Source organism: Streptacidiphilus jeojiense, assembly GCF_000719095.1.
GTDB classification, from domain to species: Bacteria; Actinomycetota; Actinomycetes; order Streptomycetales; family Streptomycetaceae; genus Streptacidiphilus; species Streptacidiphilus jeojiensis.
Genome location: NZ_JOEH01000033.1, coordinates 63,035 through 84,286, shown reverse-complemented (window position 1 = coordinate 84,286; position 21,252 = coordinate 63,035). Strand labels below are relative to the sequence as shown.

General features: G+C 72.0%; 23 protein-coding genes and 1 pseudogene. 19 read left to right on the top strand and 5 right to left on the bottom strand.

Annotation, left to right across the window (positions count from 1 at the left end):
• Positions 1-110: 110 nt before the first annotated feature.
• From leuC to IF29_RS0134905, 4 genes are all read left to right on the top strand, one after another.
• Positions 111-1,535, top strand: coding sequence for a 3-isopropylmalate dehydratase large subunit (gene leuC / locus IF29_RS0134920; RefSeq protein WP_030263990.1), 1,425 nt, complete (start codon positions 111-113; stop codon positions 1,533-1,535).
• A 5-nt stretch (positions 1,536-1,540) separates the two neighbouring features.
• The gene (gene leuD, locus IF29_RS0134915; protein ID WP_030263987.1) at positions 1,541-2,137 is read left to right on the top strand and encodes a 3-isopropylmalate dehydratase small subunit; all 597 of its coding nucleotides are present in this window, start codon (positions 1,541-1,543) and stop codon (positions 2,135-2,137) included.
• A 168-nt stretch (positions 2,138-2,305) separates the two neighbouring features.
• Positions 2,306-2,584, top strand: a complete 279-nt coding sequence (locus IF29_RS49235) for an SCO5555 family protein (RefSeq protein ID WP_449341754.1) — start codon at positions 2,306-2,308, stop codon at positions 2,582-2,584.
• A 131-nt stretch (positions 2,585-2,715) separates the two neighbouring features.
• Positions 2,716-3,459, top strand: a complete 744-nt coding sequence (locus IF29_RS0134905; RefSeq protein WP_030263978.1) for an HU family DNA-binding protein — start codon at positions 2,716-2,718, stop codon at positions 3,457-3,459.
• A 123-nt stretch (positions 3,460-3,582) separates the two neighbouring features.
• Here IF29_RS0134905 and IF29_RS0134900 read toward each other — a convergent pair whose 3' ends face one another.
• Both IF29_RS0134900 and cofC read right to left on the bottom strand, forming a co-directional pair.
• On the bottom strand, positions 3,583-3,786 hold the full coding sequence (locus IF29_RS0134900; protein WP_030263975.1) for a hypothetical protein: 204 nt from the start codon (positions 3,784-3,786) through the stop codon (positions 3,583-3,585).
• Between the two features lie 14 nt (positions 3,787-3,800).
• Positions 3,801-4,454 carry a 2-phospho-L-lactate guanylyltransferase gene (cofC, locus tag IF29_RS0134895; RefSeq protein WP_037597720.1) on the bottom strand — a complete coding sequence of 218 codons (654 nt, stop codon included), beginning with the start codon at positions 4,452-4,454 and terminating at the stop codon, positions 3,801-3,803.
• A gap of 118 nt (positions 4,455-4,572) precedes the next feature.
• Between cofC and IF29_RS0134890 the strand changes: the two genes are divergently transcribed.
• From IF29_RS0134890 to IF29_RS0134880, 3 genes are all read left to right on the top strand, one after another.
• Positions 4,573-5,352, top strand: a complete 780-nt coding sequence (locus IF29_RS0134890) for a lysophospholipid acyltransferase family protein (RefSeq protein WP_030263969.1) — start codon at positions 4,573-4,575, stop codon at positions 5,350-5,352.
• Positions 5,349-6,353 (top strand): NAD(P)H-dependent glycerol-3-phosphate dehydrogenase, encoded by a 1,005-nt coding sequence (locus tag IF29_RS0134885; protein WP_030263966.1) that lies wholly within the window; start codon positions 5,349-5,351, stop codon positions 6,351-6,353. The genes IF29_RS0134890 and IF29_RS0134885 overlap by 4 nt, the downstream gene beginning before the upstream one ends.
• A 78-nt stretch (positions 6,354-6,431) precedes the next feature.
• Positions 6,432-7,607 carry a D-alanine--D-alanine ligase family protein gene (locus tag IF29_RS0134880; RefSeq protein ID WP_030263963.1) on the top strand — a complete coding sequence of 392 codons (1,176 nt, stop codon included), beginning with the start codon at positions 6,432-6,434 and terminating at the stop codon, positions 7,605-7,607.
• Positions 7,608-7,724: 117 nt separating this feature from the next.
• Here the strand turns inward: IF29_RS0134880 and IF29_RS0134875 are convergent, their stop codons facing one another.
• Together IF29_RS0134875 and IF29_RS0134870 are read right to left on the bottom strand one after the other, a co-directional pair.
• The gene (locus IF29_RS0134875; RefSeq protein ID WP_051726426.1) at positions 7,725-8,252 is read right to left on the bottom strand and encodes a DUF3515 domain-containing protein; all 528 of its coding nucleotides are present in this window, start codon (positions 8,250-8,252) and stop codon (positions 7,725-7,727) included.
• Between the two features lie 19 nt (positions 8,253-8,271).
• Positions 8,272-8,505 (bottom strand): Lrp/AsnC family transcriptional regulator, encoded by a 234-nt coding sequence (locus IF29_RS0134870; protein WP_030263959.1) that lies wholly within the window; start codon positions 8,503-8,505, stop codon positions 8,272-8,274.
• Positions 8,506-8,718: 213 nt separating this feature from the next.
• Between IF29_RS0134870 and IF29_RS0134865 the strand changes: the two genes are divergently transcribed.
• The 3 genes from IF29_RS0134865 to thiD all read left to right on the top strand — a co-directional run bounded on the left by IF29_RS0134865 (position 8,719) and on the right by thiD (position 11,631).
• The gene (locus tag IF29_RS0134865) at positions 8,719-9,684 is read left to right on the top strand and encodes a thiamine-phosphate kinase (RefSeq protein ID WP_030263956.1); all 966 of its coding nucleotides are present in this window, start codon (positions 8,719-8,721) and stop codon (positions 9,682-9,684) included.
• 64 nt (positions 9,685-9,748) lie between these two features.
• A complete protein-coding gene (locus IF29_RS0134860; RefSeq protein WP_030263952.1) occupies positions 9,749-10,774 on the top strand; it encodes an ATP-dependent 6-phosphofructokinase in 1,026 nt (341 codons plus the stop codon).
• A gap of 23 nt (positions 10,775-10,797) precedes the next feature.
• Positions 10,798-11,631, top strand: a complete 834-nt coding sequence (gene thiD, locus IF29_RS0134855; protein ID WP_051726425.1) for a bifunctional hydroxymethylpyrimidine kinase/phosphomethylpyrimidine kinase — start codon at positions 10,798-10,800, stop codon at positions 11,629-11,631.
• Positions 11,632-11,779: 148 nt separating this feature from the next.
• Here thiD and rpmB read toward each other — a convergent pair.
• Positions 11,780-11,890 (bottom strand): annotated as a pseudogene (rpmB, locus tag IF29_RS49230) (50S ribosomal protein L28); the annotation flags it as partial.
• Between the two features lie 315 nt (positions 11,891-12,205).
• On the opposite strand from rpmB, the gene IF29_RS0134850 reads away from it, so the two are divergent.
• The 9 genes from IF29_RS0134850 (at position 12,206) to mutM (ending at position 21,154) form a co-directional block, all read left to right on the top strand.
• The gene (locus tag IF29_RS0134850) at positions 12,206-13,849 is read left to right on the top strand and encodes a DAK2 domain-containing protein (RefSeq protein WP_030263948.1); all 1,644 of its coding nucleotides are present in this window, start codon (positions 12,206-12,208) and stop codon (positions 13,847-13,849) included.
• Between the two features lie 55 nt (positions 13,850-13,904).
• Entirely contained in the window at positions 13,905-16,070 is a 2,166-nt protein-coding gene (recG, locus tag IF29_RS0134845; protein WP_030263945.1) for an ATP-dependent DNA helicase RecG, read from the top strand.
• A 132-nt stretch (positions 16,071-16,202) separates the two neighbouring features.
• Positions 16,203-16,787 carry a 16S rRNA (guanine(966)-N(2))-methyltransferase RsmD gene (gene rsmD, locus IF29_RS0134840; protein WP_030263942.1) on the top strand — a complete coding sequence of 195 codons (585 nt, stop codon included), beginning with the start codon at positions 16,203-16,205 and terminating at the stop codon, positions 16,785-16,787.
• A gap of 3 nt (positions 16,788-16,790) precedes the next feature.
• Positions 16,791-17,297 carry a pantetheine-phosphate adenylyltransferase gene (coaD, locus tag IF29_RS0134835; protein ID WP_030263939.1) on the top strand — a complete coding sequence of 169 codons (507 nt, stop codon included), beginning with the start codon at positions 16,791-16,793 and terminating at the stop codon, positions 17,295-17,297.
• An 89-nt stretch (positions 17,298-17,386) separates the two neighbouring features.
• On the top strand, positions 17,387-18,508 hold the full coding sequence (locus tag IF29_RS0134830) for a hypothetical protein (protein WP_030263937.1): 1,122 nt from the start codon (positions 17,387-17,389) through the stop codon (positions 18,506-18,508).
• Positions 18,509-18,756: 248 nt separating this feature from the next.
• The gene (locus tag IF29_RS0134825) at positions 18,757-19,317 is read left to right on the top strand and encodes a YceD family protein (protein WP_084715383.1); all 561 of its coding nucleotides are present in this window, start codon (positions 18,757-18,759) and stop codon (positions 19,315-19,317) included.
• A gap of 2 nt (positions 19,318-19,319) precedes the next feature.
• Positions 19,320-19,493, top strand: coding sequence for a 50S ribosomal protein L32 (gene rpmF / locus IF29_RS0134820; protein WP_030263933.1), 174 nt, complete (start codon positions 19,320-19,322; stop codon positions 19,491-19,493).
• Positions 19,494-19,512: 19 nt separating this feature from the next.
• Positions 19,513-20,292: a ribonuclease III gene (gene rnc, locus IF29_RS0134815; RefSeq protein WP_030263931.1), complete on the top strand. Its 780-nt coding sequence runs from the start codon at positions 19,513-19,515 to the stop codon at positions 20,290-20,292.
• Positions 20,285-21,154, top strand: a complete 870-nt coding sequence (gene mutM, locus IF29_RS0134810) for a bifunctional DNA-formamidopyrimidine glycosylase/DNA-(apurinic or apyrimidinic site) lyase (RefSeq protein WP_030263929.1) — start codon at positions 20,285-20,287, stop codon at positions 21,152-21,154. Before rnc ends, mutM begins: the two co-directional genes overlap by 8 nt.
• Positions 21,155-21,252 lie beyond the last annotated feature (98 nt).

Below are 21,252 nucleotides of genomic sequence, written 5' to 3'. Positions count from 1 at the left end.
CAATTCTCTGGGATCTGCGCCACTCTTGGGAACAGCAGCCCCCAGGACCCCGTCAGGGGCAAGCAATGACAACACGTAGACCGACGATGCAGCCGGTCGGAGGGACAGTGATGGGACGCACACTCGCGGAGAAGGTCTGGGACGACCATGTCGTCAGGCGAGCCGAGGGCGAGCCCGACCTTCTCTTCATCGATCTGCACCTGCTCCACGAGGTGACCAGCCCGCAGGCGTTCGACGGGCTGCGCCTGGCCGGCCGCAAGGTCCGCCGCACCGACCTCACCATCGCCACCGAGGACCACAACACCCCCACCCTGGACATCGACAAGCCCATCGCCGACCCGGTCTCCCGGGTCCAGCTGGAGACGCTGCGCGCCAACTGCGCGGAGTTCGGCGTCCGGCTGCACTCGCTGGGCGACGTCGAGCAGGGCGTGGTGCACGTGGTGGGTCCGCAGCTGGGCCTGACCCAGCCCGGCACCACGGTGGTCTGCGGTGACTCGCACACCTCCACCCACGGCGCCTTCGGCGCACTGGCGTTCGGTATCGGTACCAGCCAGGTCGAGCACGTGCTGGCCACCCAGACCCTGCCGCTGGCCCCGTTCAGGACCATGGCGATCACGGTCGAGGGCGAGCTGGCGGAGGGCGTCACCGCGAAGGACCTGATCCTGGCGGTGATCGCCAAGATCGGTACCGGCGGCGGCCAGGGCTACGTCCTGGAGTACCGCGGCTCGGCCATCCGCAGCCTCTCCATGGAGGCCCGGATGACCATCTGCAACATGTCGATCGAGGCCGGCGCCCGGGCCGGCATGATCGCCCCCGACGAGACCACCTACGCCTACCTGGAGGGCCGCGACCACGCCCCCAAGGGCGGCGACTGGGACGACGCGGTGGCCTACTGGAACACGCTGGCCACCGACGAGGACGCGGTGTTCGACGCGGAGGTCTTCATCGACGCCGCCGAGCTCACCCCCTTCGTCACCTGGGGCACCAACCCCGGCCAGGGCGCCCCGCTGGGCTCCAACGTGCCCGACCCGGCCTCCTACGAGGACCCGCAGGAGCGCATCGCCGCCGAGAACGCCCTGCGCTACATGGGCCTCACCGCCGGCACCCCGCTGCGCGAGGTCCAGGTCGACGCGGTGTTCGTCGGCTCCTGCACCAACGGCCGGATCGAGGACCTGCGCGCCGCGGCCGCCGTCGTCGAGGGCCGCAAGGTCGCCGACGGGGTGCGGATGCTGGTCGTCCCCGGCTCGGTCCGGGTCGCCCTGCAGGCCATCGAGGAGGGCCTGGACAAGGTCTTCACCGCCGCCGGCGCCGAGTGGCGGCACGCGGGCTGCTCGATGTGCCTGGGCATGAACCCGGACCAGCTGGCCCCGGGCGAGCGCTGCGCCTCGACCTCCAACCGCAACTTCGAGGGCCGCCAGGGCAAGGGCGGGCGGACCCACCTGGTCTCCCCGCAGGTGGCCGCCGCCACCGCCGTCCTGGGCCACCTGGCCTCGCCGTCCGACCTGACCGACGCCCAGCAGCTCGTGGAGGCCTGAGCACCATGGAGAAGTTCACCACCCACACCGGCCGGGCCGTCCCGCTGCGCCGCAGCAACGTCGACACCGACCAGATCATCCCGGCGCACTGGCTGAAGAAGGTCACCCGCACCGGTTTTGAGGACGGCCTCTTCGAGGCCTGGCGCAAGGACGACGGCTTCGTCCTCAACCAGCCGCAGTACGCCGGGGCCAGCATCCTGGTCGCCGGACCCGAGTTCGGCACCGGCTCGTCCCGCGAGCACGCCGTCTGGGCGCTGGAGAACTACGGCTTCAGGGCCGTCATCTCCTCCCGCTTCGCCGACATCTTCCGGGGCAACTCGCTGAAGAACGGCCTGCTGACGGTCATCCTCCCGCAGGAGACCGTGGAGCGGATCTGGGCCCTGGTCGAGGCCGACCCGACCGCGGAGATCACCGTCGACCTGGAGGCCCGCGAGGTCCGCGCCGAGGGCGTCACCGCCTCGTTCGACCTGGACGAGAACGTCCGCTGGCGGCTGCTCAACGGCCTGGACGACATCAGCATCACGCTCCAGCAGGAGTCCGAGATCGCCGCGTTCGAGTCCGAGCGGCCCGCTTTCAAGCCGCGCACCCAGCCCGTCGGCTGAGCCCACGTCGCGGCCGTACGGCTGAAGTTTGAGCGTTCGTCACAACGGCCCCCCGGAACGGTCCAAGCGACCGAACCGGGGGGCCGTTGGCTTGCCTCCGGTGACTCTGTGTAAGGTCGAACTGAGGCTCCGGAAGGTGCAACTCCCCGCAGATGGCACAATCAGCACATGAGTCCGGCCGACCAACCCCCTCGCGACCCCGACCCGGGAGACGCGATGGAGGCTGTCGAGGCCGAGCTCTACAGGCTTGTGGCCACGCGGCTGAAGGTGGCACACGCCCAGGTGCGTGCCCTGGACGTGTCGGAGCCCATCCGGGCCGCGCTGACCCGTTCGTTGCTCCTGGTAACCGAGGCGGCGAAGCGCGATCTCCCGGAAGCGGCACGGAGGTTGGCCCGTTTCACGGACGCGTTGGACAGTGGGGAGCTCCCGCTGCCACCCGGGTCCTGAACGCCGAATCCATTGCGACACAAGGGTGATTCGCAGGTTTGGTATTTGAATTGCCGCATATACATGCCTAACGTGCGAAAAGCCCGGATCGAAAAAGAATCATCCGGGCACTGGTTTCCGAAGGGGAAGACGTGAACAAGGCGCAGCTTGTTGAAGCGGTGGCCGAGCAGCTGGGTGGCCGTCGGGCCGCCGCAGAAGCAGTGGACGCTGTGCTCGACACCATCGTCCGTGCGGTGACCGCGGGAGACCGCGTATCCGTCACCGGGTTCGGCACTTTCGAGAAGGTGGACCGCTCCGCGCGGTTCGCCCGCAACCCGCAGACCGGCGAGCGGGTCAAGGTCAAGAAGACCGCGGTGCCCCGCTTCCGTCCGGGTCAGGGCTTCAAGGACCTGGTCAGCGGCTCGAAGAAGCTTCCGAAGACCGGCCCGTCGGTCAAGAAGGCCCCCAAGGGCTCGCTGACCCCGGGCAAGAGCGGGATGGCGGCCCCGGCCGGCTCCCCGGCGGCCAAGAAGGCGGCGGCGAAGAAGACCACCGCCAAGAAGGCCACCGCGACGGTGAAGAAGGCAGCGGCCAAGAAGACCTCCGCCGCCGCGGCTGCCAAGAAGGTCACGGCCGTGAAGGCGACGACCCCGGCGAAGAAGACGACCGCCAAGAAGGCCGCCGTCAAGAAGACCACCACGGCCAAGAAGACCTCGGCCGCCTCCAAGGCCCCGGCGAAGAAGACGGTCACCGCCTCGGCGACCCGTCCGGCCGCCAAGAAGGCGACCACGGCCAAGAAGGCCGTCGCGGCGAAGAAGACGGCCGTCAAGGCCACCACGGCGAAGAAGGCCGTCGCCAAGAAGGCCCCCGCCAAGCGGGCCGTCAAGAAGGCCTGACCGCAGGCCGAGCAGTACCCGCAGGCGCTGGCCGACGGGCCGGGTACCAGGGGACCATCCCCCTGGCGCCCGGCCCGTCCGTCGTTCCGGGCGAGTTCGTTCCGGGAGGCTCCCGAAGGACCCTCAGAAGGTCTGCAGCGTCAGGAACACCACGCGGCGCGCGTCCCCGTCGCCCTCGGTCTCGATCCTGACCCGCTGCCCCGGCCGGAGCAGCAGCAGCCCGCCGGCGTCGAACGCCGGGGCGTCGAAGGCCAGCGGGGTGCCGTCGTCGAGCAGCACCGAACCGCTGCGGGTCTCCGGGGAGTACGTGAACGCCGTTGCCTGCATGGCCTCAGCCTAGATCAGCCGGGCGTCCCGCCGGAGCCGCCGACCAGCGCCGCCAGGGCGGCCGTACGCGGCCCGGTGCCCAGCGCCAGCGCCTCGCGGAGGTCGTCCAGGGTGTCCACGTCCCGGCGCACCGAGGGGACGTCAGGGAGCGTCAGCTCGTGGGCGCCGGAACGGGCGTGGCGCAGCCGGGAGCCGCCCTCGAAGCCCGGCTGCAGCAGTACGCCCGCGGCGGCCGCCAGCAGGGTGGTGCCGACGCCCTGGGCGTCGGCCAGGAAGGCCCGCCGCTGCCCGGCGGCGGCGCACAGCACCCGGTCCAGCTCCTCCGGGCGCAGCGCGGGCAGATCGGCCGACAGCGCGGCCACCCGCCCCGCCCCGAACTGCCTGCGGGCCGCCTCGGCGCCGTGGGCCAGCGCGGCGTTGAGTCCCGCCCCGGGGAGGTCCGGCAGCAGCTCCGCGCCGAGCAGGGCCAGCGCCGCGCCGGCCACCGCGTCGTCGGAGACCACCAGCACCCGCGCCACCGAGGGACAGGCCAGCGCCGCCGCCACGGTGTCCTGGGCGAAGGCCATGGCGAGTTCGGGCCGCAGCGCCCCGGTGGCGTCGGCCAGCCTGCTCTTGGCGCGCGCCAGCGGCTTCAGCGGCACGACCAGGGTCCAGCGGAGGGGGCTCACAGCACGCCATTCTGCCCGCTCGCGCCGCCCGGTACGGGGGGTGCCTCGACAGCCTGTCCGGCCGCGGGAGACACTTGTACGGTCAGGATCAGCAGAAACTGTGCAAGGAGGAGTGCGCGTGCCCGGCAGGAGTACGAAGGCGGCCCGTCGCAGATACGGATTCTGGTACCGCCTCGCGGCGGCCATCGGAAAGCCGCCGCTGTTCCTGCTGACCAAGCGCGACTGGAGCGGAATGGAGAATTTCCCGGAGACCGGGGGATTCCTCACCGTGATCAACCACAACTCCTACCTGGACCCGCTGGTCTACGGCCACTTCCAGTACGACTCCGGGCGCCCGGCCCGCTTCCTCGGCAAGGCCGGCGTCTTCAAGGTGCCGGTCATCGGCCGGATCCTGCACGGTGCCGGACAGATCCCGGTCTACCGGGGCTCGGCGGACGCCGCGCACGCCTTCCGGGCCGCCGTCGAGGCGGTGAACAAGGGCGAGTGCGTGGCGTTCTACCCCGAGGGCACGCTGACCCGTGACCCCGACCTGTGGCCGATGACGGCCAAGACCGGTGCGGCCAGGGTCGCCCTGATGACCGGTGCGCCGGTCATCCCGGTGGCGCAGTGGGGCGCGCACGAGATCATCCCGCGCTATGCCAAGGGCGGTAAGGGCGACCGCAGGTTCCAGCCCTTCCCCCGGCACACGGTCAAGGTCGCCGCGGGCCCCGCGGTGGACCTGAGCGCCTTTCAGGGCAAGCCGATCACCGGCCCGGTGCTCCGTGAGGCCACCGAAGCGATCATGGACGCCATCACCGCGCTGCTGGAGCAGTTGCGCGACGAGAAGGCTCCGCCCGTACGCTACGACGTGCAGCGCGCCGCGACGGAGCAGCGCAAGGAGAGGGAGGCCGGTCGGTGACGACCCGTTGTGCCGTGTTCGGAGCCGGGTCCTGGGGAACCGCCTTTGCCATGATCCTCGCCGACGCGGGCTGCGAGGTCTCCCTCTGGGGCCGCCGCCCCGAACTGACCGAGACCATCAACCGGACCCGCTCCAACCCGGACTACTTCCCCGACCTGGAGCTCCCGCCCGGGGTGACCGCGACCAGTGACGCCGCAGAGGCCGCTGCCGGCGCCGAGTTCGCGGTGCTGACCGTGCCCTCGCAGACGCTGCGCGCCAACCTGCGGGCCTGGCGCGGCGCGATCGAGCCGGGGACGGTGCTGGTCAGCCTGATGAAGGGGGTCGAACTCGGCACCGCCAAGCTGATGAGCGAGGTCATCGCCGAGGTCGCCGAGGCGGGTCCGGAGCGGATCGCCGTGGTGTCCGGCCCCAACCTGGCCGGGGAGATCGTCCGCAGGCAGCCCGCGGCCGGTGTGGTCGCCTGCCAGGACGAGGAGGTGGCCCGGCGGCTCCAGGCGGCCTGCCACACCGGCTACTACCGCCCGTACACCGTCACCGACGTGGTCGGCTGCGAGCTCGGCGGCGCGGTGAAGAACGTGATCGGACTGGCCGTCGGCATCGCCGACGGCATGGGCCTGGGCGACAACACCAAGGCGTCGCTGATCACCCGCGGGCTGGCGGAGACCACCCGGCTGGGCCTCGCGATGGGCGCGGACCCGTACACCTTCGCCGGGTTGGCGGGGATGGGCGACCTGGTCGCCACCTGCTCCTCGCCGCTGTCCCGCAACCACACCTTCGGCACCAACCTGGGCCGGGGGATGACGCTGCAGGAGACCATCGCGGCCACCAAGCAGACCGCCGAGGGCGTCAAGTCCTGCGAGTCGGTGCTGGACCTGGCCCGGCGGCACGGGGTGGACATGCCGATCACCGAGACGGTGGTGGACATCGTGCACGGCGGGAAGCCCCCGCTGGTCGCCGTCAAGGAACTGATGTCCCGTTCGGCGAAGCCCGAGCGCCGTTAGCCCGGGTGCCGCGGTTGCGCCCGGTCGGCGGAGGCGGGAGCGCAACCGAAACGACCGAACGGTAGTCTCCATGGGGATATGAGCACTGAGTCCTCCTCCCCAGTCCCGGCTGCCGACTCCTCCCTCGCCGCAGCCTCCGTCCGCAAGCCGCGTGTGGCGATCGTCTTCGGCGGTCGCAGCTCCGAGCACGCGGTGTCCACGATCACGGCCGGCAGCGTGCTGCGCGCCATCGACCGGCAGGCGTACGAGGTGCTGCCGATCGGCATCACCACCGACGGCCGCTGGGCGCTGACCGCCGACGAGCCGGCCAGGATGGCCATCACCGACGGGAACCTACCGAGCGTCGAGCAGGTGGCCGAGTCCACCGAGGGACAGGTCACCCTGCCGGTGAACCCGGTCTCCAAGGGCGAGCTGGTCTACACCGAACCCGGCTCCGTCCCCAAGGCGCTGGGCGAGGTCGACGTGGTCCTGCCGCTGCTGCACGGCCCCTGGGGCGAGGACGGCACCGTCCAGGGCCTGCTGGAGCTGTCCGGGGTGCCCTACGTCGGCTCCGGCGTGCTGGCCAGCGCGGTGGGCATGGACAAGGAGTACACCAAGCGGGTGCTGCAGGCCTTCGGCCTGCCGGTCGGCCCGTACACCGTGGTCCGCCCGCGGGAGTGGGCGGACGAGGCCAACCGGCCCGCGGTCCGGGCCAGGATCGCCGAGTTGGGCTTCCCGGTGTTCGTGAAGCCGGCCCGGGCCGGCTCCAGCATGGGCATCACCAAGGTCGCCGGCCCGGAGCAGTTGGACGCCGCGATGGCGGAGGCCCGCCGGCACGACCCCAAGCTGATCATCGAGGCCGGGCTGGTCGGCCGTGAACTGGAGTGCGGGGTCCTGGAGTTCGAGGACGGCCCGCGGGCCAGCCTGCCGGCCGAGGTGATGGTCGGCGAGGGCTACGACTTCTACGACTTCGAGGCCAAGTACATCGACTCCAGCGATGTGCAGATCCCCGCGGCGCTCACCGAGGACGAGACCGCGCGGCTGCGCGCGCTGGCGGTCGAGGTGTTCGAGGCGCTCTCCTGCGAGGGCCTGGCCCGGGTGGACGTCTTCCTGCTGGCCGACGGGACCTTCGTGGTCAACGAGATCAACACGATGCCGGGCTTCACCCCGATCTCGGCCTTCCCGCGGATGTGGGAGGCGACCGGCGTCGCCTACCCGGAACTGATCGACCGTCTGATCAAGGCGGCGCTCCGGCGCAGCACGGGCCTGCGATAGCTGCGGCGTGTGCATGGCTTGTCGCGCACGCAGTTAAATCAGCACAGCCCCGCGCCCCTGTGGACAGGGGCGCGGGGAACTGCGCGACAAGCCACCTACGGTCCGCAGCAGAGTCCCCTAGATGCAGTTGAACCGCGCCCGCGCCGGATCCGCCGGATCAGCGGCCAGCACTGCCGACGCCAGTCCACCCAGCGGCGACTGCTGCCCCGCGTAGGACCCCGGAACGGTCACCTCGACGTACGTCCTCTGGACGATGGTGGTGAACTGGTACCCCCCGCCCCCGGTCGTGCCGATCAGCCAGCACACGCCGTTGACGTCCTGGGCGTCGTGGTGGGCCAGGTCCGGGTCGTACTCTCCGGAGGACGGGTCCAGGGCGCCGGGGACGCCCACCCCGCACCGCAGCGTGATCGCCGGATCCCCCCAGGCCGCAGTGGTCCTCGAAGCCGGCGAGACGGCGCGTGCGCGCTGCCCCAGCAGCGTCCCGGGCAGCGCCGCCACCAGCGCCCCGCACTGCGCCGCCGCGCTCCCGCTCGGCGTGGGCGCGGCCACGCGCACGGCGCCGCTGCCGGAGGAGCAGCCCGCCAGCAGCAGGGCCGCCGCAGGCAGCAGCGCCGCCAGGGCACGGCGTACGGGGCGAGTGGTCACCCCGTGATGCTAGACGCGGCTACAGATTGACCACCGGGCAGGTCAGGGTTCGGGTGATGCCCTCGACCTGCTGGATCTGGGCGACGACCATCCGGCCCAGGTCGTCCATGGTCCCGGCCTCGGCCCGGACGATGACGTCGTAGGGCCCGGTGACGTCCTCGGCCTGCAGTACGCCCGTGATGCCGGCTATCACGCCGGCGACTGCGGACGCTTTTCCGACTTCGGTCTGCACAAGGATGTAGGCGTGTACCACGGTGGACCTCCCGGCGGCTCTGCAATTGCGGGTATGACGGCGATCGTGCGAGTGGGGACGGTGCGAGGGCTGTGGTTCCCCGCGAGCGCCCCGCTGAATCCCCGGCGGAGCCGCATGTTGTCACGCACACCACCGCGAGGGGGAGGCGTGCGGCCGCAGCCGAGGGCGTACGCTGCGCGCGGGAGTATCCATCACCGCGCCGGAAGGACACACATGCAGGGCACCGTCGGCGAGCTCGGCGAGTTCGGGCTGATCCGTGAGCTGACCGCGAGGCTGCCCCGGACCAGGGCCGTGGAACTCGGCCCTGGCGACGACGCGGCCGTGGTCTCGACCCCGGACGGACGGGTCGTCGCCACCACCGACGTGCTGCTGGAGGGCCGGCACTTCCGGCGCGACTGGTCCACCGCCTACGACGTGGGCCGCAAGTCGGCCGCGCAGAACCTCGCCGACATCGCCGCCATGGGCGCAGCGCCGACCGCCCTGCTGCTGGGCCTGGTCGCGCCGGCCGAACTGCCGGCCACCTGGGCGCTGGAGCTGATGGACGGCATCAGGGACGAGTGCCAGGTCGCCGGGGCCGCGGTGGTCGGCGGCGACGTGGTGCGCGGCGACACCATCACCGTGGCCATCACCGCCCTCGGCGACCTCCAGGGCCGCGCCGCGGTGACCCGCTCGGGCGCCCGCCCCGGCGACGTGGTGGCGGTGACCGGCTGGCTCGGCTGGTCCGCCGCGGGCTTCACCGTTCTGTCCCGGGGCTTCCGCTCGCCGCGCGCCTTCGTCGAGGCGCACCGGCGCCCGGAACCCCCGTACCACGCGGGCCCGGCGGCGGCGCAGCTCGGCGCCACCTCGATGATCGACGTCAGCGACGGCCTGGTCGCCGACCTGGGGCACGTGGCCGAGGCCAGCGGCGTGCACATCGACCTGCGGGCGGCCGGTTTCGACATCCCGGCGCAGATGGCCGACATCGGCCAGGCGGTCGGCGTCGACCCGCTGACCTGGGTGCTCTCCGGCGGCGAGGACCACGCCCTGGTCGCCACCTTCCCGCCGGACACCCACCTCCCCTCGCGCTGGCGCATCGTCGGCGAGGTCACCCGGCCGGCCGGGCTCTCCAAGACCGGGACGGTCACCGTCGACGGCGCCGTCTGGGACCGGGTCGGCGGCTGGGACCACTTCGGCGCCTGATTCCGGGCGTGTCAGGAGCTGGACGGAGCGGCGTCCACCGCCGGTTTCTGCATAGGCTTGATCCATGCGAATCGGTGTGCTGACCAGCGGCGGCGACTGTCCGGGACTCAACGCGGTGATCCGCTCGGTGGTGCACCGCGCGGTCGCCGACCACCAGGACACCGTGGTCGGCATCCAGGACGGCTTCCTGGGGCTGATCGAGGGCCGCGGCCGCCCGCTCGCCCTGGACGACGTCCACGGCATCCTCACCCGCGGCGGGACCATCCTCGGCTCGGCCCGGGTGGCCAGGGACCGGATGCGGGACGGGGTGGCCCGCGCCGCCGAGCTGGCCGGGACCCTGGGCATCGACGCCCTGATCACCATCGGCGGCGAGGGCACCCTCACCGCCGCCCAGCTGTTCAGCGACGCCGGGCTGCCCGTCGTCGCGGTGCCCAAGACCATCGACAACGACATCGACGCCACCGACGTCACCTTCGGCCACGACACCGCCGTCCACGTCGCCACCGAGGCCATCGACCGGCTGAAGACCACCGCCGAGTCACACCAACGGGTGATGGTGGTCGAACTCATGGGCAGGCACACCGGCTGGATCACCCTGCACGCCGGAATGGCCGGCGGCGCCCACGGCATCCTCATCCCGGAGCGGCCCTTCGACGTCGAGGAGGTCTGCCGGATGGTCGAGGAGCGGTTCTCCCGCGGCAAGAAGTTCGCCATCGTGGCCGTCGCCGAGGGCGCCGCCCCCCGCCCGGGCACCATGCGCTTCGAGCACGGCGAGACCGACGCCTACGGCCACCAGACCTTCGGCGGCATCGGCACCCGGCTGGCCGGCGAGATCGCCCAGTGGCTCGGCAAGGAGTCCAAGCCGGTGATCCTGGGGCACGTCCAGCGCGGCGGCACCCCCACCGCCCAGGACCGGGTGCTCGCCACCCGCTTCGGCTGGCACGCCGTGGAGGCCGTCCACAAGGGCGCCTACGGCCACATGACGGCGCTGCGCGGCACCGAGATCCGGCTGGTCCCCATCGTGGACGCGGTGACCCGACTGAAGACCGTCCCCGAGGACCGCTGGTCGGAGGCCGAGGCGGTGCTCTAGCGGGCGCCGGATAGGTTGGTCCCATGCCGACACCGACCACCGCACCGCAGACCATCTCACCGCGGGCCGCCGCACCGGCGCGGGTGCTCACCGTCGCCGGATCCGACTCCGGCGGCGGCGCGGGCATCCAGGCCGACCTCAAGACCATGCTGGCGCTGGGCGTGCACGGCATGAGCGTGATCGCCGCCGTCACCGCGCAGAACTCGGTCGGGGTGCAGGGCTACTGGGAGCTCCCGGCGGAGGCGGTAAGGGCCCAGTTCCGCAGTGTGGTCGACGACATCGGCGTCCAGGCGGTGAAGACCGGGATGCTGGCCTCGGCCGAACTGGTGCGCACCGTCGCCGAACTGCTCGCCGGCGTGGACGCGCCGGTCGTGGTCGATCCGGTGGGCGTCTCCAAGCACGGCGACGCGCTGCTGGCCGACTCCGCGGTCTCGGTGCTGCGGGACCGGCTGCTGCCGGTGGCCACCGTCGCCACGCCCAACCTGCACGAAGTGGCGCAGCTCACAGGCATCGAGGTGAGCCGCGAGAGCGAGATGCCGGACGCGGCCAGGGCGCTGCAGGACCTGGGCCCGTCCTGGGCCCTGATCAAGGGCGGCCACCTGGAGGGCGAGGCCGCCGACCTGCTGCGCGGGCCCGACGGCAGCGAGCACTGGTTCCGGGCCGCCCGCTACGACAACCGGCACACCCACGGCACCGGCTGCACCCTGGCCAGCGCCATCGCCTCGGAGCTGGCCCTGGGCCTGGACGTGCCCGAGGCCGTGGCCGCCGCCAAGGAGTACGTCACCGGCGCCATCGCCGGCGGCTTCGCCCTGGGCGCGGGCATCGGCCCGGTCGACCACGGCTGGCGCCTGCGCTGACCGGTCCCGGACATGCAGAAGGCCGGCCCACCGTGAGGTGAACCGGCCTTCTGGAAGCCTGCAGGTGGCCGCGTCAGCGCGACACCTTGCCGGCCTTGATGCACGAGGTGCAGACGTTGAGCCGCTTCGGCGTCCGCCCAACCACAGCGCGCACCGTCTGGATGTTGGGGTTCCAACGACGACGGGTACGGCGGTGCGAGTGGGAGATGTTGTTGCCGAAGCCCGGCCCCTTGCCGCAGACGTCGCAGTTGGCAGCCACGGGAGTCACTCCAAAGACTTCAGATGCACTTACGTTGACAACCCCGGAGGCGCAGTGGCCGTGTGATGGCAGTGCCGTCTGACGACTGCGCTGCTTACCCAGGGGTGGCCCGGAGGGATCCAGGCAACCGGAGCAGCATACATCGGCTCACTCCGTACAACGAAACTACCACGTGACCACCGCAGGCTCCGCATCCGTCCGGGAACCGGCACCGAGCTCCAACCTGCGAGGCGGCGGGCGTCACGGAACGGAATCCGTCGGGTGAAGCCGAGTAACCTGCCTGCACACCCCTCGCGCAGCCAAGGAGACACCACGGTGCTGGACACCCTCGACGCTCCCGCCGTGCGCACCTGGTGCCGGCTGTCGCTGGCCGCGCTCGGGCAGGCCCGCGAGGAGATCGACGCGCTCAACGTGTACCCGGTGCCGGACGGGGACACCGGCACCAACCTCTACCTCACCGTGGAGTCCGCCGCCGAGGAGGTCGACGGGCTGTTCGGGGCCGGGGCCGAAGCCCCCTCGCTGCCGCAGGCGTTGCGGGCCATGGCGCACGGCGCCCTGCTGGGCGCCCGGGGCAACTCCGGGGTGATCCTGGCCCAGTTGCTGCGCGGCATCGCCTCCGCCATCGGCGCCGGCCCCGCCGACGGCCCGGCGCTCTGCCGGGCGCTGCGCCGCGCCGCCGACGCCGGCTACGAGGCGGTCGCCAAACCGGTCGAGGGGACGGTGCTCACCGTCGCCGCCGCGGCCGCCGAGGCGGCGGAGGCCGCGCTGCGGGCGGACCCGCGGATCGCGCTGGCCGCCGTGGCCGAGGCCGCCTACGAGGCCGCCCGCACCGCGCTGATCCGCACCCCGCTGCTGCTGGAGGTGCTGGCCAGGGCCGGCGTCGTGGACGCCGGCGGCCGCGGGCTGGTGACCGTGCTGGGCGCGCTGGCCGACGCCGTGACCGGGCACACACCGATGGGTCCGCTCGCACTGGCCGGCACCAGGGCGGCAGAGCCCGGGCCGCACGGCGAGCACGTCGCGGTCGAGGGCGGACCGGCCTTCGAGGTGATCTACCTGCTGGACGCCGAGGACGGCACCCTGCCGGCGCTCCGGGAGTCGCTGGGGGCTCTGGGCGACTCGCTGGTCGTGGTCGGCGGCGACGGCCTGTGGAACGTCCACGTGCATGTGGACGACCCGGGCGCCGCGGTGGAGGCCGGCATAGTGGCGGGCCGTCCGCACCGGATCAGGATCACCCACTTCGCCTCTGCCGCCGCGACGGCCACCGCCGCCTCCGGCCCGGACGAGGACGCCCCGGCCAGGTCGCGGGGCGTGGTCAGCGTGGTCCACGGCGAGGGGATGGCCGGGCTCTGCGCCGAGTCCGGCGCGACCGTCCTGCACGCCGACCCCGACCGGGCGCCCTCCAGCACCGAACTGGCCGCCGCGGTCCGCCGGGCGCACGCGCGCGAGGTGGTGGTGCTGCTGAACGACACCGAACTGCGCGCCGCCGCCGGGGCCGCCGCCGAGCAGCTGCGCAAGGAGGGCGTGCGGGTCGCCGTCATCCCCACCCGCTCCGCGGTGCAGGGCCTCGCCGCGCTCGCCGTGCACGAGCCGGGCCGGCGCTTCGACGAGGACGTCGTCGCGATGACCTCCGCCGCCGGGGCCACCCGCTACGCCGAGATCGCGGTGGCCGAGGGCGAGTCCTGGACCATGGCCGGGGTCTGCCAGGCCGGTGACGTGCTCGGCCTGATCGACGGGGACGTCGCGGTGATCGGCACCGACACCGGGGAGACCGCGGCCGTGGTGCTGGACCGGATGCTCGCGGCCGGCGGCGAGATGGTCACCCTGATCCTCGGCACGGGCGCCGAGGACGCCGTCGCCGACCGGCTGGTGGCGCATGTGCGACGGGCGCACCCGGTGGTCGACACCGTCGTCTACCGGGGCGGCCAGCCGACATCACCGCTGCTCATCGGTGTCGAATGAGCCGCGCTGTCAGTGCCGCGGTGTACAGGTTGACGCGGAAGGGAGACCGGCGACCGTGTCCACGCTCGACGAACCACTGAAGAAGCTGGTCGGCGGCAACAGCGCCAAGGCGCTCGCCGACAGCCTCGACCTGCACACCACCGGCGACCTGCTGCACCACTACCCGCGCCGCTACGTCGAACGCGGCGAGCTCACCAGCCTGGACGAGCTGGAACTCGACGAGCACGTCACGGTGATGGCCAGGATCGAGAAGGCCGAGGTCATCCCGTTCAAGGGCCGCAAGGGCAACCGGCTGCAGGTCGTGGTCACCGACGGCCGGGGCCGGCTCACCCTGGCCTTCTTCAACCAGGCGCACCGGGTGCACGAGCTGCGCCCCGGGCGGCAGGGCCTGTTCGCCGGCAAGGTCGGCGTCTTCAACCGGGTCCGCCAGCTGATCAACCCCGACTACCAGCTGATGGACGAGGAGGATCCCGACCAGGCGGCGGCCTTCGCCGGGCGGCTGATCCCGGTCTACCCGGCCAGCACCAAACTGCCCTCCTGGAAGGTCTCGCTGGCGGTCGACACCCTCCTCGGCGGCCTGGACTGGGAGGCGCTGGAGGACCCGCTGCCGGACCCGCTGCGGCTGCAGCGCGGACTGCTGCCGCTGGCCGACGCGCTGCGGCAGATCCACCGCCCGGCCAACCACGCCGAGCGCGTCGCCGCGCAGTCCAGGCTCAAGTGGGACGAGGCCTACGTGCTCCAGGTCGCCCTGGCCCGCCGCCGCGCCGCCGACTCCGCCCAGCCCGCCGTCCCCCGGGTCCCGGTCAAGGACGGCCTGCTGGACGCCTTCGACGCCCGGCTGCCGTTCACGCTGACGGAGGGTCAGCAGACGGTCTCCGCCGAGATCTTCGCGGAACTGGCCACCGCCCACCCGATGCACCGGCTGCTCCAGGGCGAGGTCGGCAGCGGCAAGACCCTGGTCGGGCTGCGGGCCATGCTCGCGGTGGTGGACACCGGCGGCCAGGCGGTGATGCTGGCGCCCACCGAGGTGCTGGCCCAGCAGCACCACCGCTCCATCGTGGAGATGATGGGCGACCTCGCCGAGGGCGGCATGTTGGGCGGGTCGGACCTGGGCACCAAGGTGGTGCTGCTCACCGGCTCGATGGGCGTCCCGGCGCGGCGGCAGGCCATGCTGGACATGGTCACCGGGGACGCCGGGATCGTCATCGGCACCCATGCCCTGATCGAGGACAAGGTGCAGTTCCGCGACCTGGGCCTGGTGGTCGTGGACGAGCAGCACCGCTTCGGCGTGGAGCAGCGCGACGCCCTGCGCGCCAAGGCCGAACGCCCGCCGCACCTGCTGGTGATGACCGCCACCCCGATCCCGCGCACGGTGGCCATGACGGTCTTCGGCGACCTGGAGACCTCGGTGCTGGACCAGCTCCCGGCCGGGCGCTCGCCCATCGCCTCGCACGTGGTCCCGGCCCTGGAACGGCCCAACTTCCTGGCCCGGGCCTGGGAGCGGATCCGCGAGGAGACCGCCAAGGGCCACCAGGCCTATGTGGTCTGCCCGCGCATCGGCGACGCCGAGGACCAGAAGAAGAAGCCCTCCGCCGACGACGAACGCCGCCCCCCGCTCGCCGTTCTCGACCTCGCCGAGGAACTGTCCGGCGGCCCGCTGTCCGGACTGCGGGTGGAGGTGCTGCACGGGCGGATGCAGCCGGACGCCAAGGACGACGTGATGCGCCGCTTCACCGCCGGCGAGGTGGACGTGCTGGTCGCCACCACCGTCATCGAGGTCGGCGTGAACGTCCCCAACGCCACCGTGATGGTCATCATGGACGCCGACCGCTTCGGCGTCTCCCAGCTGCACCAGCTCCGCGGCCGGGTCGGCCGCGGCTCGGCCCCCGGGCTGTGCCTGCTGGTCAGCGAGATGCCCGGCGGCAGCCCGGCCCGGCAGCGGCTGGACGCGGTGGCCGGCACCCTGGACGGCTTCGAACTCTCCCGGATCGACCTGGAGCAGCGCCGCGAGGGCGACGTCCTGGGCGCGGCCCAGTCCGGCGTGAAGTCCTCGCTCCGGCTGCTCTCCGTCCTGGAGGACGAGGACGTCATCACCGAGGCCCGCGACGAGGCCGCCCACCTGGTCGCCGACGACCCGGACCTCACCGACCACCCCGCTCTCGCCGCCGCCCTCCGCGCCCTCGTCGACGACGACCGAGCGGAGTACCTGGAAAAGGGCTGAACCCCGCAGCCCCACAGGGGCGCGGGGAACTGCGCGACAAGCCCCCCACGTGGTAGAGCCCTCCGCGAACAGTGCTCCAGCCCCCGGGCGGCTAGCGTTGTCCACAACATCCACGCCACGAAGGACCCCGCAATGACCCGCGTAATCGCCGGCTCCGCCCGAGGCCGCCGCCTGGCCGTCCCGCCCGGCGAGGGCACCCGCCCGACCTCCGACCGCGCCCGCGAGGGCCTCTTCTCCACCTGGGAATCCCTCCGCGGCTCCCTCGCGGGCGCGCGCGTCCTCGACCTCTACGCCGGATCCGGCGCCGTCGGCCTGGAGTCGCTCTCCCGCGGTGCGGCCGCCGCCCTGCTGGTCGAGGCCGACCAGGCCGCCGTGAAGACGATCCTGGCCAATGTCCGCACCCTCTCCCTCCCCGGCGCCGAGGTCCGCTCCGGACAGGTCGAGAAGGTGCTCGCCGCGGGCGCCCCGACGCGCCCGTACGACGTGCTGTTCATGGACCCCCCGTACGCCGTCGCCGACGCCGAACTGGGCGAGATCCTGATCACACTCCGGACCGGGGGCTGGCTCGCCGAGGGCACCCTCGCCACCGTGGAGCGCGGCACCAGGGGCGGGGAGTTCGGGTGGCCTGAGGGCTTCACACCGCTCAGGGAGCGCCGTTACGGCGAGGCTACTCTCTGGTACGGTCGCGCCGCCGCCAGCGACGTCGGGAGCGAGTGAGGTATGGCCGTGCAAGAGAAGACCACTGTTCGCCGTGCTGTCTGTCCGGGTTCCTTCGACCCGATCACCAACGGGCACCTGGACATCATCGAACGGGCCTCGCGCCTCTACGACGTGGTCCACATCGCCGTGCTGATCAACAAGTCCAAGCAGGGCCTGTTCACGGTGGAGGAGCGGATCCAGATGATCGAGGAGGTCTCCGCCGGGTACGGCAACGTGGTGGTGGAGTCCCACCACGGTCTGCTGGTCGACTACTGCCGCGACCGCGGCATCCCGGCGATCGTGAAGGGCCTGCGCGCGGTCAGCGACTTCGACTACGAGCTGCAGATGGCCCAGATGAACATCGGCCTGTCCGGGGTGGAGACCCTGTTCGTGCCCACCAGCCCGACCTACAGCTTCCTGTCCTCCTCCCTCGTCAAGGAGGTCGCCGCCTACGGGGGCGACGTCTCGCACCTGGTGCCCGCGCTGGTGCACCGTCGTCTGGTCGCCAGGATCGCCGAACGGAAGTGACGGGCAGTAGAGTTCCTAGCTCCGGTCCATTGCCTCCTGGCTCCACTCCTCGGGGGGCGACCCCCGCACCCGCGAACAGGTGAGCTCAGGTGGACGTGCAGCAGAAGCTCGACGAGATCGCCACGACGGTCGAGAACTCCCGTTCGATGCCCATGTCGGCGTCGATCGTGGTCAACAAGGCCGAGCTGATCGCCATGCTCACCGAACTGCGGGAGGCGCTGCCGACCGAGCTCGCGCAGGCCCAGCAGACCGTGCAGCAGGGCGACCAGGTGGTCGAGGACGCCCGCCGTGAGGCGGAGCGGATCGTCCGGGAGGCGCAGGGGGAGCGAGCCAGGCTGATCTCCGGCACCGAGGTGGCCATGCGGGCCCAGGCGGAGGCGAACCGGATCCTGGCCGAGGCCAAGGCCGAGTCCGAGGAGGAGCGCCGGGAGGCCGACGACTACGTCGACAGCAAGCTGGCCAACTTCGAGGTGGTGCTCACCAAGACGCTCGGCGCCATCGGCCGCGGCAGGGCGAAGCTGCGCACCGGTGGCGCCCCGGTCGAGGGCGAGGACGGCGAGGAGTTCGAGCAGGACCAGTTCCGCTCGCCCAGCCCCGAGGTGGACGAGTACGTCGACGTCAAGCTCGCCGCCCTGGAGACCGCGCTCAGCAAGACCCTGGACGCGGTCGGCCGGGGCCGGGACAAGCTCCTCGGCAAGCGCCCCATCGACGAGTTGGGCGCCTACCTGGCCGCGGCCGACGAGGCCACCGGGGTCAACCAGGGCGCCGAGCGGCAGGCCGCGGTCGCCGCCGAGCTGGCCCAGGCCGGCCTGCTGCCGCCGGAGCAGCAGCACCAGTCGCACCAGCAGCCGCAGTACGACCAGCAGCACTTCGACCCGCAGCACCAGCAGCAGGCCGAGCCGCAGTACTGGCAGCCGGTCGAGGTGGACGCCAACGGCTACCCCTACGTCCAGCCCGGGGTGTACCAGCAGGAGCAGCCGCAGTACGACCAGTACGGCTACCAGCCCCAGGTCCCGCAGCAGCAGTCGCAGGAGTACGACCCGTACACCGGGTACGCTCCGCAGCCGGTGCAGCAGTACGACGCCTACGGGCAGCCGGTGCCGCCGCAGTACGTGCCGCAGCAGGCCGGCCTGGACGAGACCAGCTTCTTCGACACCGGCTTCATCGACGTCAGCAAGCTGCGCGAGCTCGGCGGCGGACAGCACCACTGAGCAGGCGCCGAGCAGGCGGATTGGGACCTGGGCCCGACCTCCGGTAGTCTGACCTCTCCGGCCTGTTCAGCGCCGGGGAGTGTCGGCTGCCCCGAACGTCCCGTACGTTCGCGTGCGTAGCCGATGCGCAGATCACCGCAGTCGTTGCAGACGACGTGCGCCGTAGAGAGCAGGAAACCCTGAACCGCCTCGACCACCGCGATCCGCTTGTGTTTGACACACACGAGCTGGGACGTCGGCCTGGGTCGATGCGCAAGGTTTCCCGTTCCCTCCCGGCGCCGGAGGGCCTCGGCATCGAGGTGATCGGCGTCCCCGTAGGCAGCGCTGTCGAGCTGGACCTCCGACTGGAGTCGGTGGTCGAGGGCGTACTCGTCACGGGTACGGTCGAGGCGGACCTCAAGGGCGAGTGCGTGCGCTGCCTGGAGCCGATCGAGCAGGAGCTCGAAGCGGACTTCCAGGAGCTGTACTACTACCCGGAGGCCGCGGACCGTTTCGGTGGCACGTCCAAGACCTCCGAGGACGACGACGAGGACGAGGAAGCTTCCCGACTCGAGGGCGACCTGTTCGACCTCGAGCCGGTGCTGCGTGACGCGGTGGTGCTCGCACTGCCGCTGCAGCCGGTGTGCCAGGAAGACTGCCTGGGCCTCTGCTCCGAATGCGGGGCGCGGCTCACGGACGACCCGGACCACCACCACGAGGCCGTCGACCCCCGGTGGGCGGCTCTGCAGGGACTCTCGGCTCTCGCATCTGAGGCCGGTAGCGAAGACAGCGGTACCCGTGAGGGTGCTGCCGAGAACCAGGAGAAGTAGCCGTGGCTGTTCCGAAGCGGAAGATGTCGCGCAGCAACACGCGCCACCGCCGTTCGCAGTGGAAGGCTGCGGTCCCCGCCCTGGTGGCTTGCGACCGCTGCCACGAGCCCAAGCTGGGCCACATCGCGTGCCCGAGCTGCGGCACGTACAACCGCCGTCAGGTCCTCTCGGTCTGATCGGCTGGTGACACACACGATGTCAGCGTCTGCGCTGCAACACGCCGACACCGGGTATGCCGTCCTGGAGGGGCGGCTCGGGTACGAACTCGAGCCGGCCCTCCTGGTACGTGCTCTCACGCACCGCTCGTACGCGTACGAGAACGGTGGCCTGCCCACCAACGAGCGCCTGGAGTTCCTGGGCGACTCGGTGCTGGGCCTGGTGGTCACGGACACTCTGTACCGGATCCACCCCGACCTCCCGGAGGGGCAGCTCGCGAAGCTGCGCGCCGCGGTGGTCAACTCGCGCGCCCTCGCCGGAGTGGCCCGCGGTCTGGAGCTCGGCTCCTTCATCAGCCTCGGGCGCGGCGAAGAGGGTACCGGTGGACGCGACAAGTCCTCCATCCTCGCCGACACCCTTGAGGCGATCATCGGCGCGGTCTACCTGGACCAGGGTCTGCAGGCGGCCGACGAGCTGGTGCACCGGCTGTTCGACCCGCTGATCGAGGAGTCCTCCAACCTCGGCGCCGGGCTCGACTGGAAGACCAGCCTGCAGGAGCTCACCGCCTCCGTCGGCATCGGCGTCCCCGAGTACGTGGTCTCCGAATCCGGTCCCGACCACGAGAAGACCTTCATCGCCGCGGCCCGGGTCGCCGGCGACGACTACGGCACCGGCACCGGCCGCTCCAAGAAGGAAGCGGAGCAGAAGGCCGCGCAGAACGCCTGGCACTCGATCCGCGAGAAGCACGGTCTGGCCGAGCCGCAGCCGGCTCCGGAGCAGACCGCGACCACTCCCGCGGACCCCGCCGCAGGTGCCTGAACTCCCCGAGGTCGAGGTGGTCCGCCGCGGCCTCGACCAGTGGGTCAGCGGACGGACCGTCAGCTCGGTCACGGTCCTGCACCCGCGTGCGGTGCGTCGGCACACCGCGGGCGCCGAGGACTTCGCCGCGCAGCTGGCCGGCCGGACCCTCGGCCCGGCGCAGCGCCGCGGCAAGTACCTGTGGCTGCCCATGCCCGGCACCGGCAGCTCGCTGATCGGCCACCTCGGCATGAGCGGCCAGCTGCTGATCCAGCCCGAGGCCGCTCCCGCCGAGACCCACCTGCGGGTCAGGATCCGCTTCGCCGACTCGGTCGACACCGAGCTGCGCTTCGTCGATCAGCGCACCTTCGGCGGTCTCGCGGTCGAGGACGCCGACCCCAGCGATCCCGAGGCGGCCCCGCTGTCGCTGGCGCACATCGCCCGCGACCCGATGGACCCGCGCTTCGACGACAACGCCTTCCTCGCCGCACTGCGGCGCCGCAGCTCGGGCGTGAAGCGCGCGCTGCTGGACCAGACCCTGATCAGCGGCGTCGGCAACATCTACGCCGACGAGGCGCTGTGGCGCGCCAGGCTGCACTACGAACGCCCCGCCGACACCCTCTCCCGGGCCCAGGCGGCACTGCTGCTGGCCTCGGCCCGCGAGGTGATGGGCGCGGCGCTGGCGGTGGGCGGCACCAGCTTCGACAGCCTCTACGTCAACGTCAACGGCGAGTCCGGCTACTTCTCCCGTGCACTGGACGCCTACGGCCGCGAGAACGAACCCTGCAACCGCTGCGCGACCCCGATGCGCCGGGCCGCCTGGATGAACCGCTCCAGCTACTTCTGCCCCCGCTGCCAGCGCCTTCCCCGCCCCCGAGGCTGAGCTCCGCGCAGTTCCCCGCGCCCCTGAGGTGCTGCGACTGACCCACAGCGGTTCAGTTGCAGTCCCCCAGGGGCGCGGGGAACTGCGCGACAAGCCCC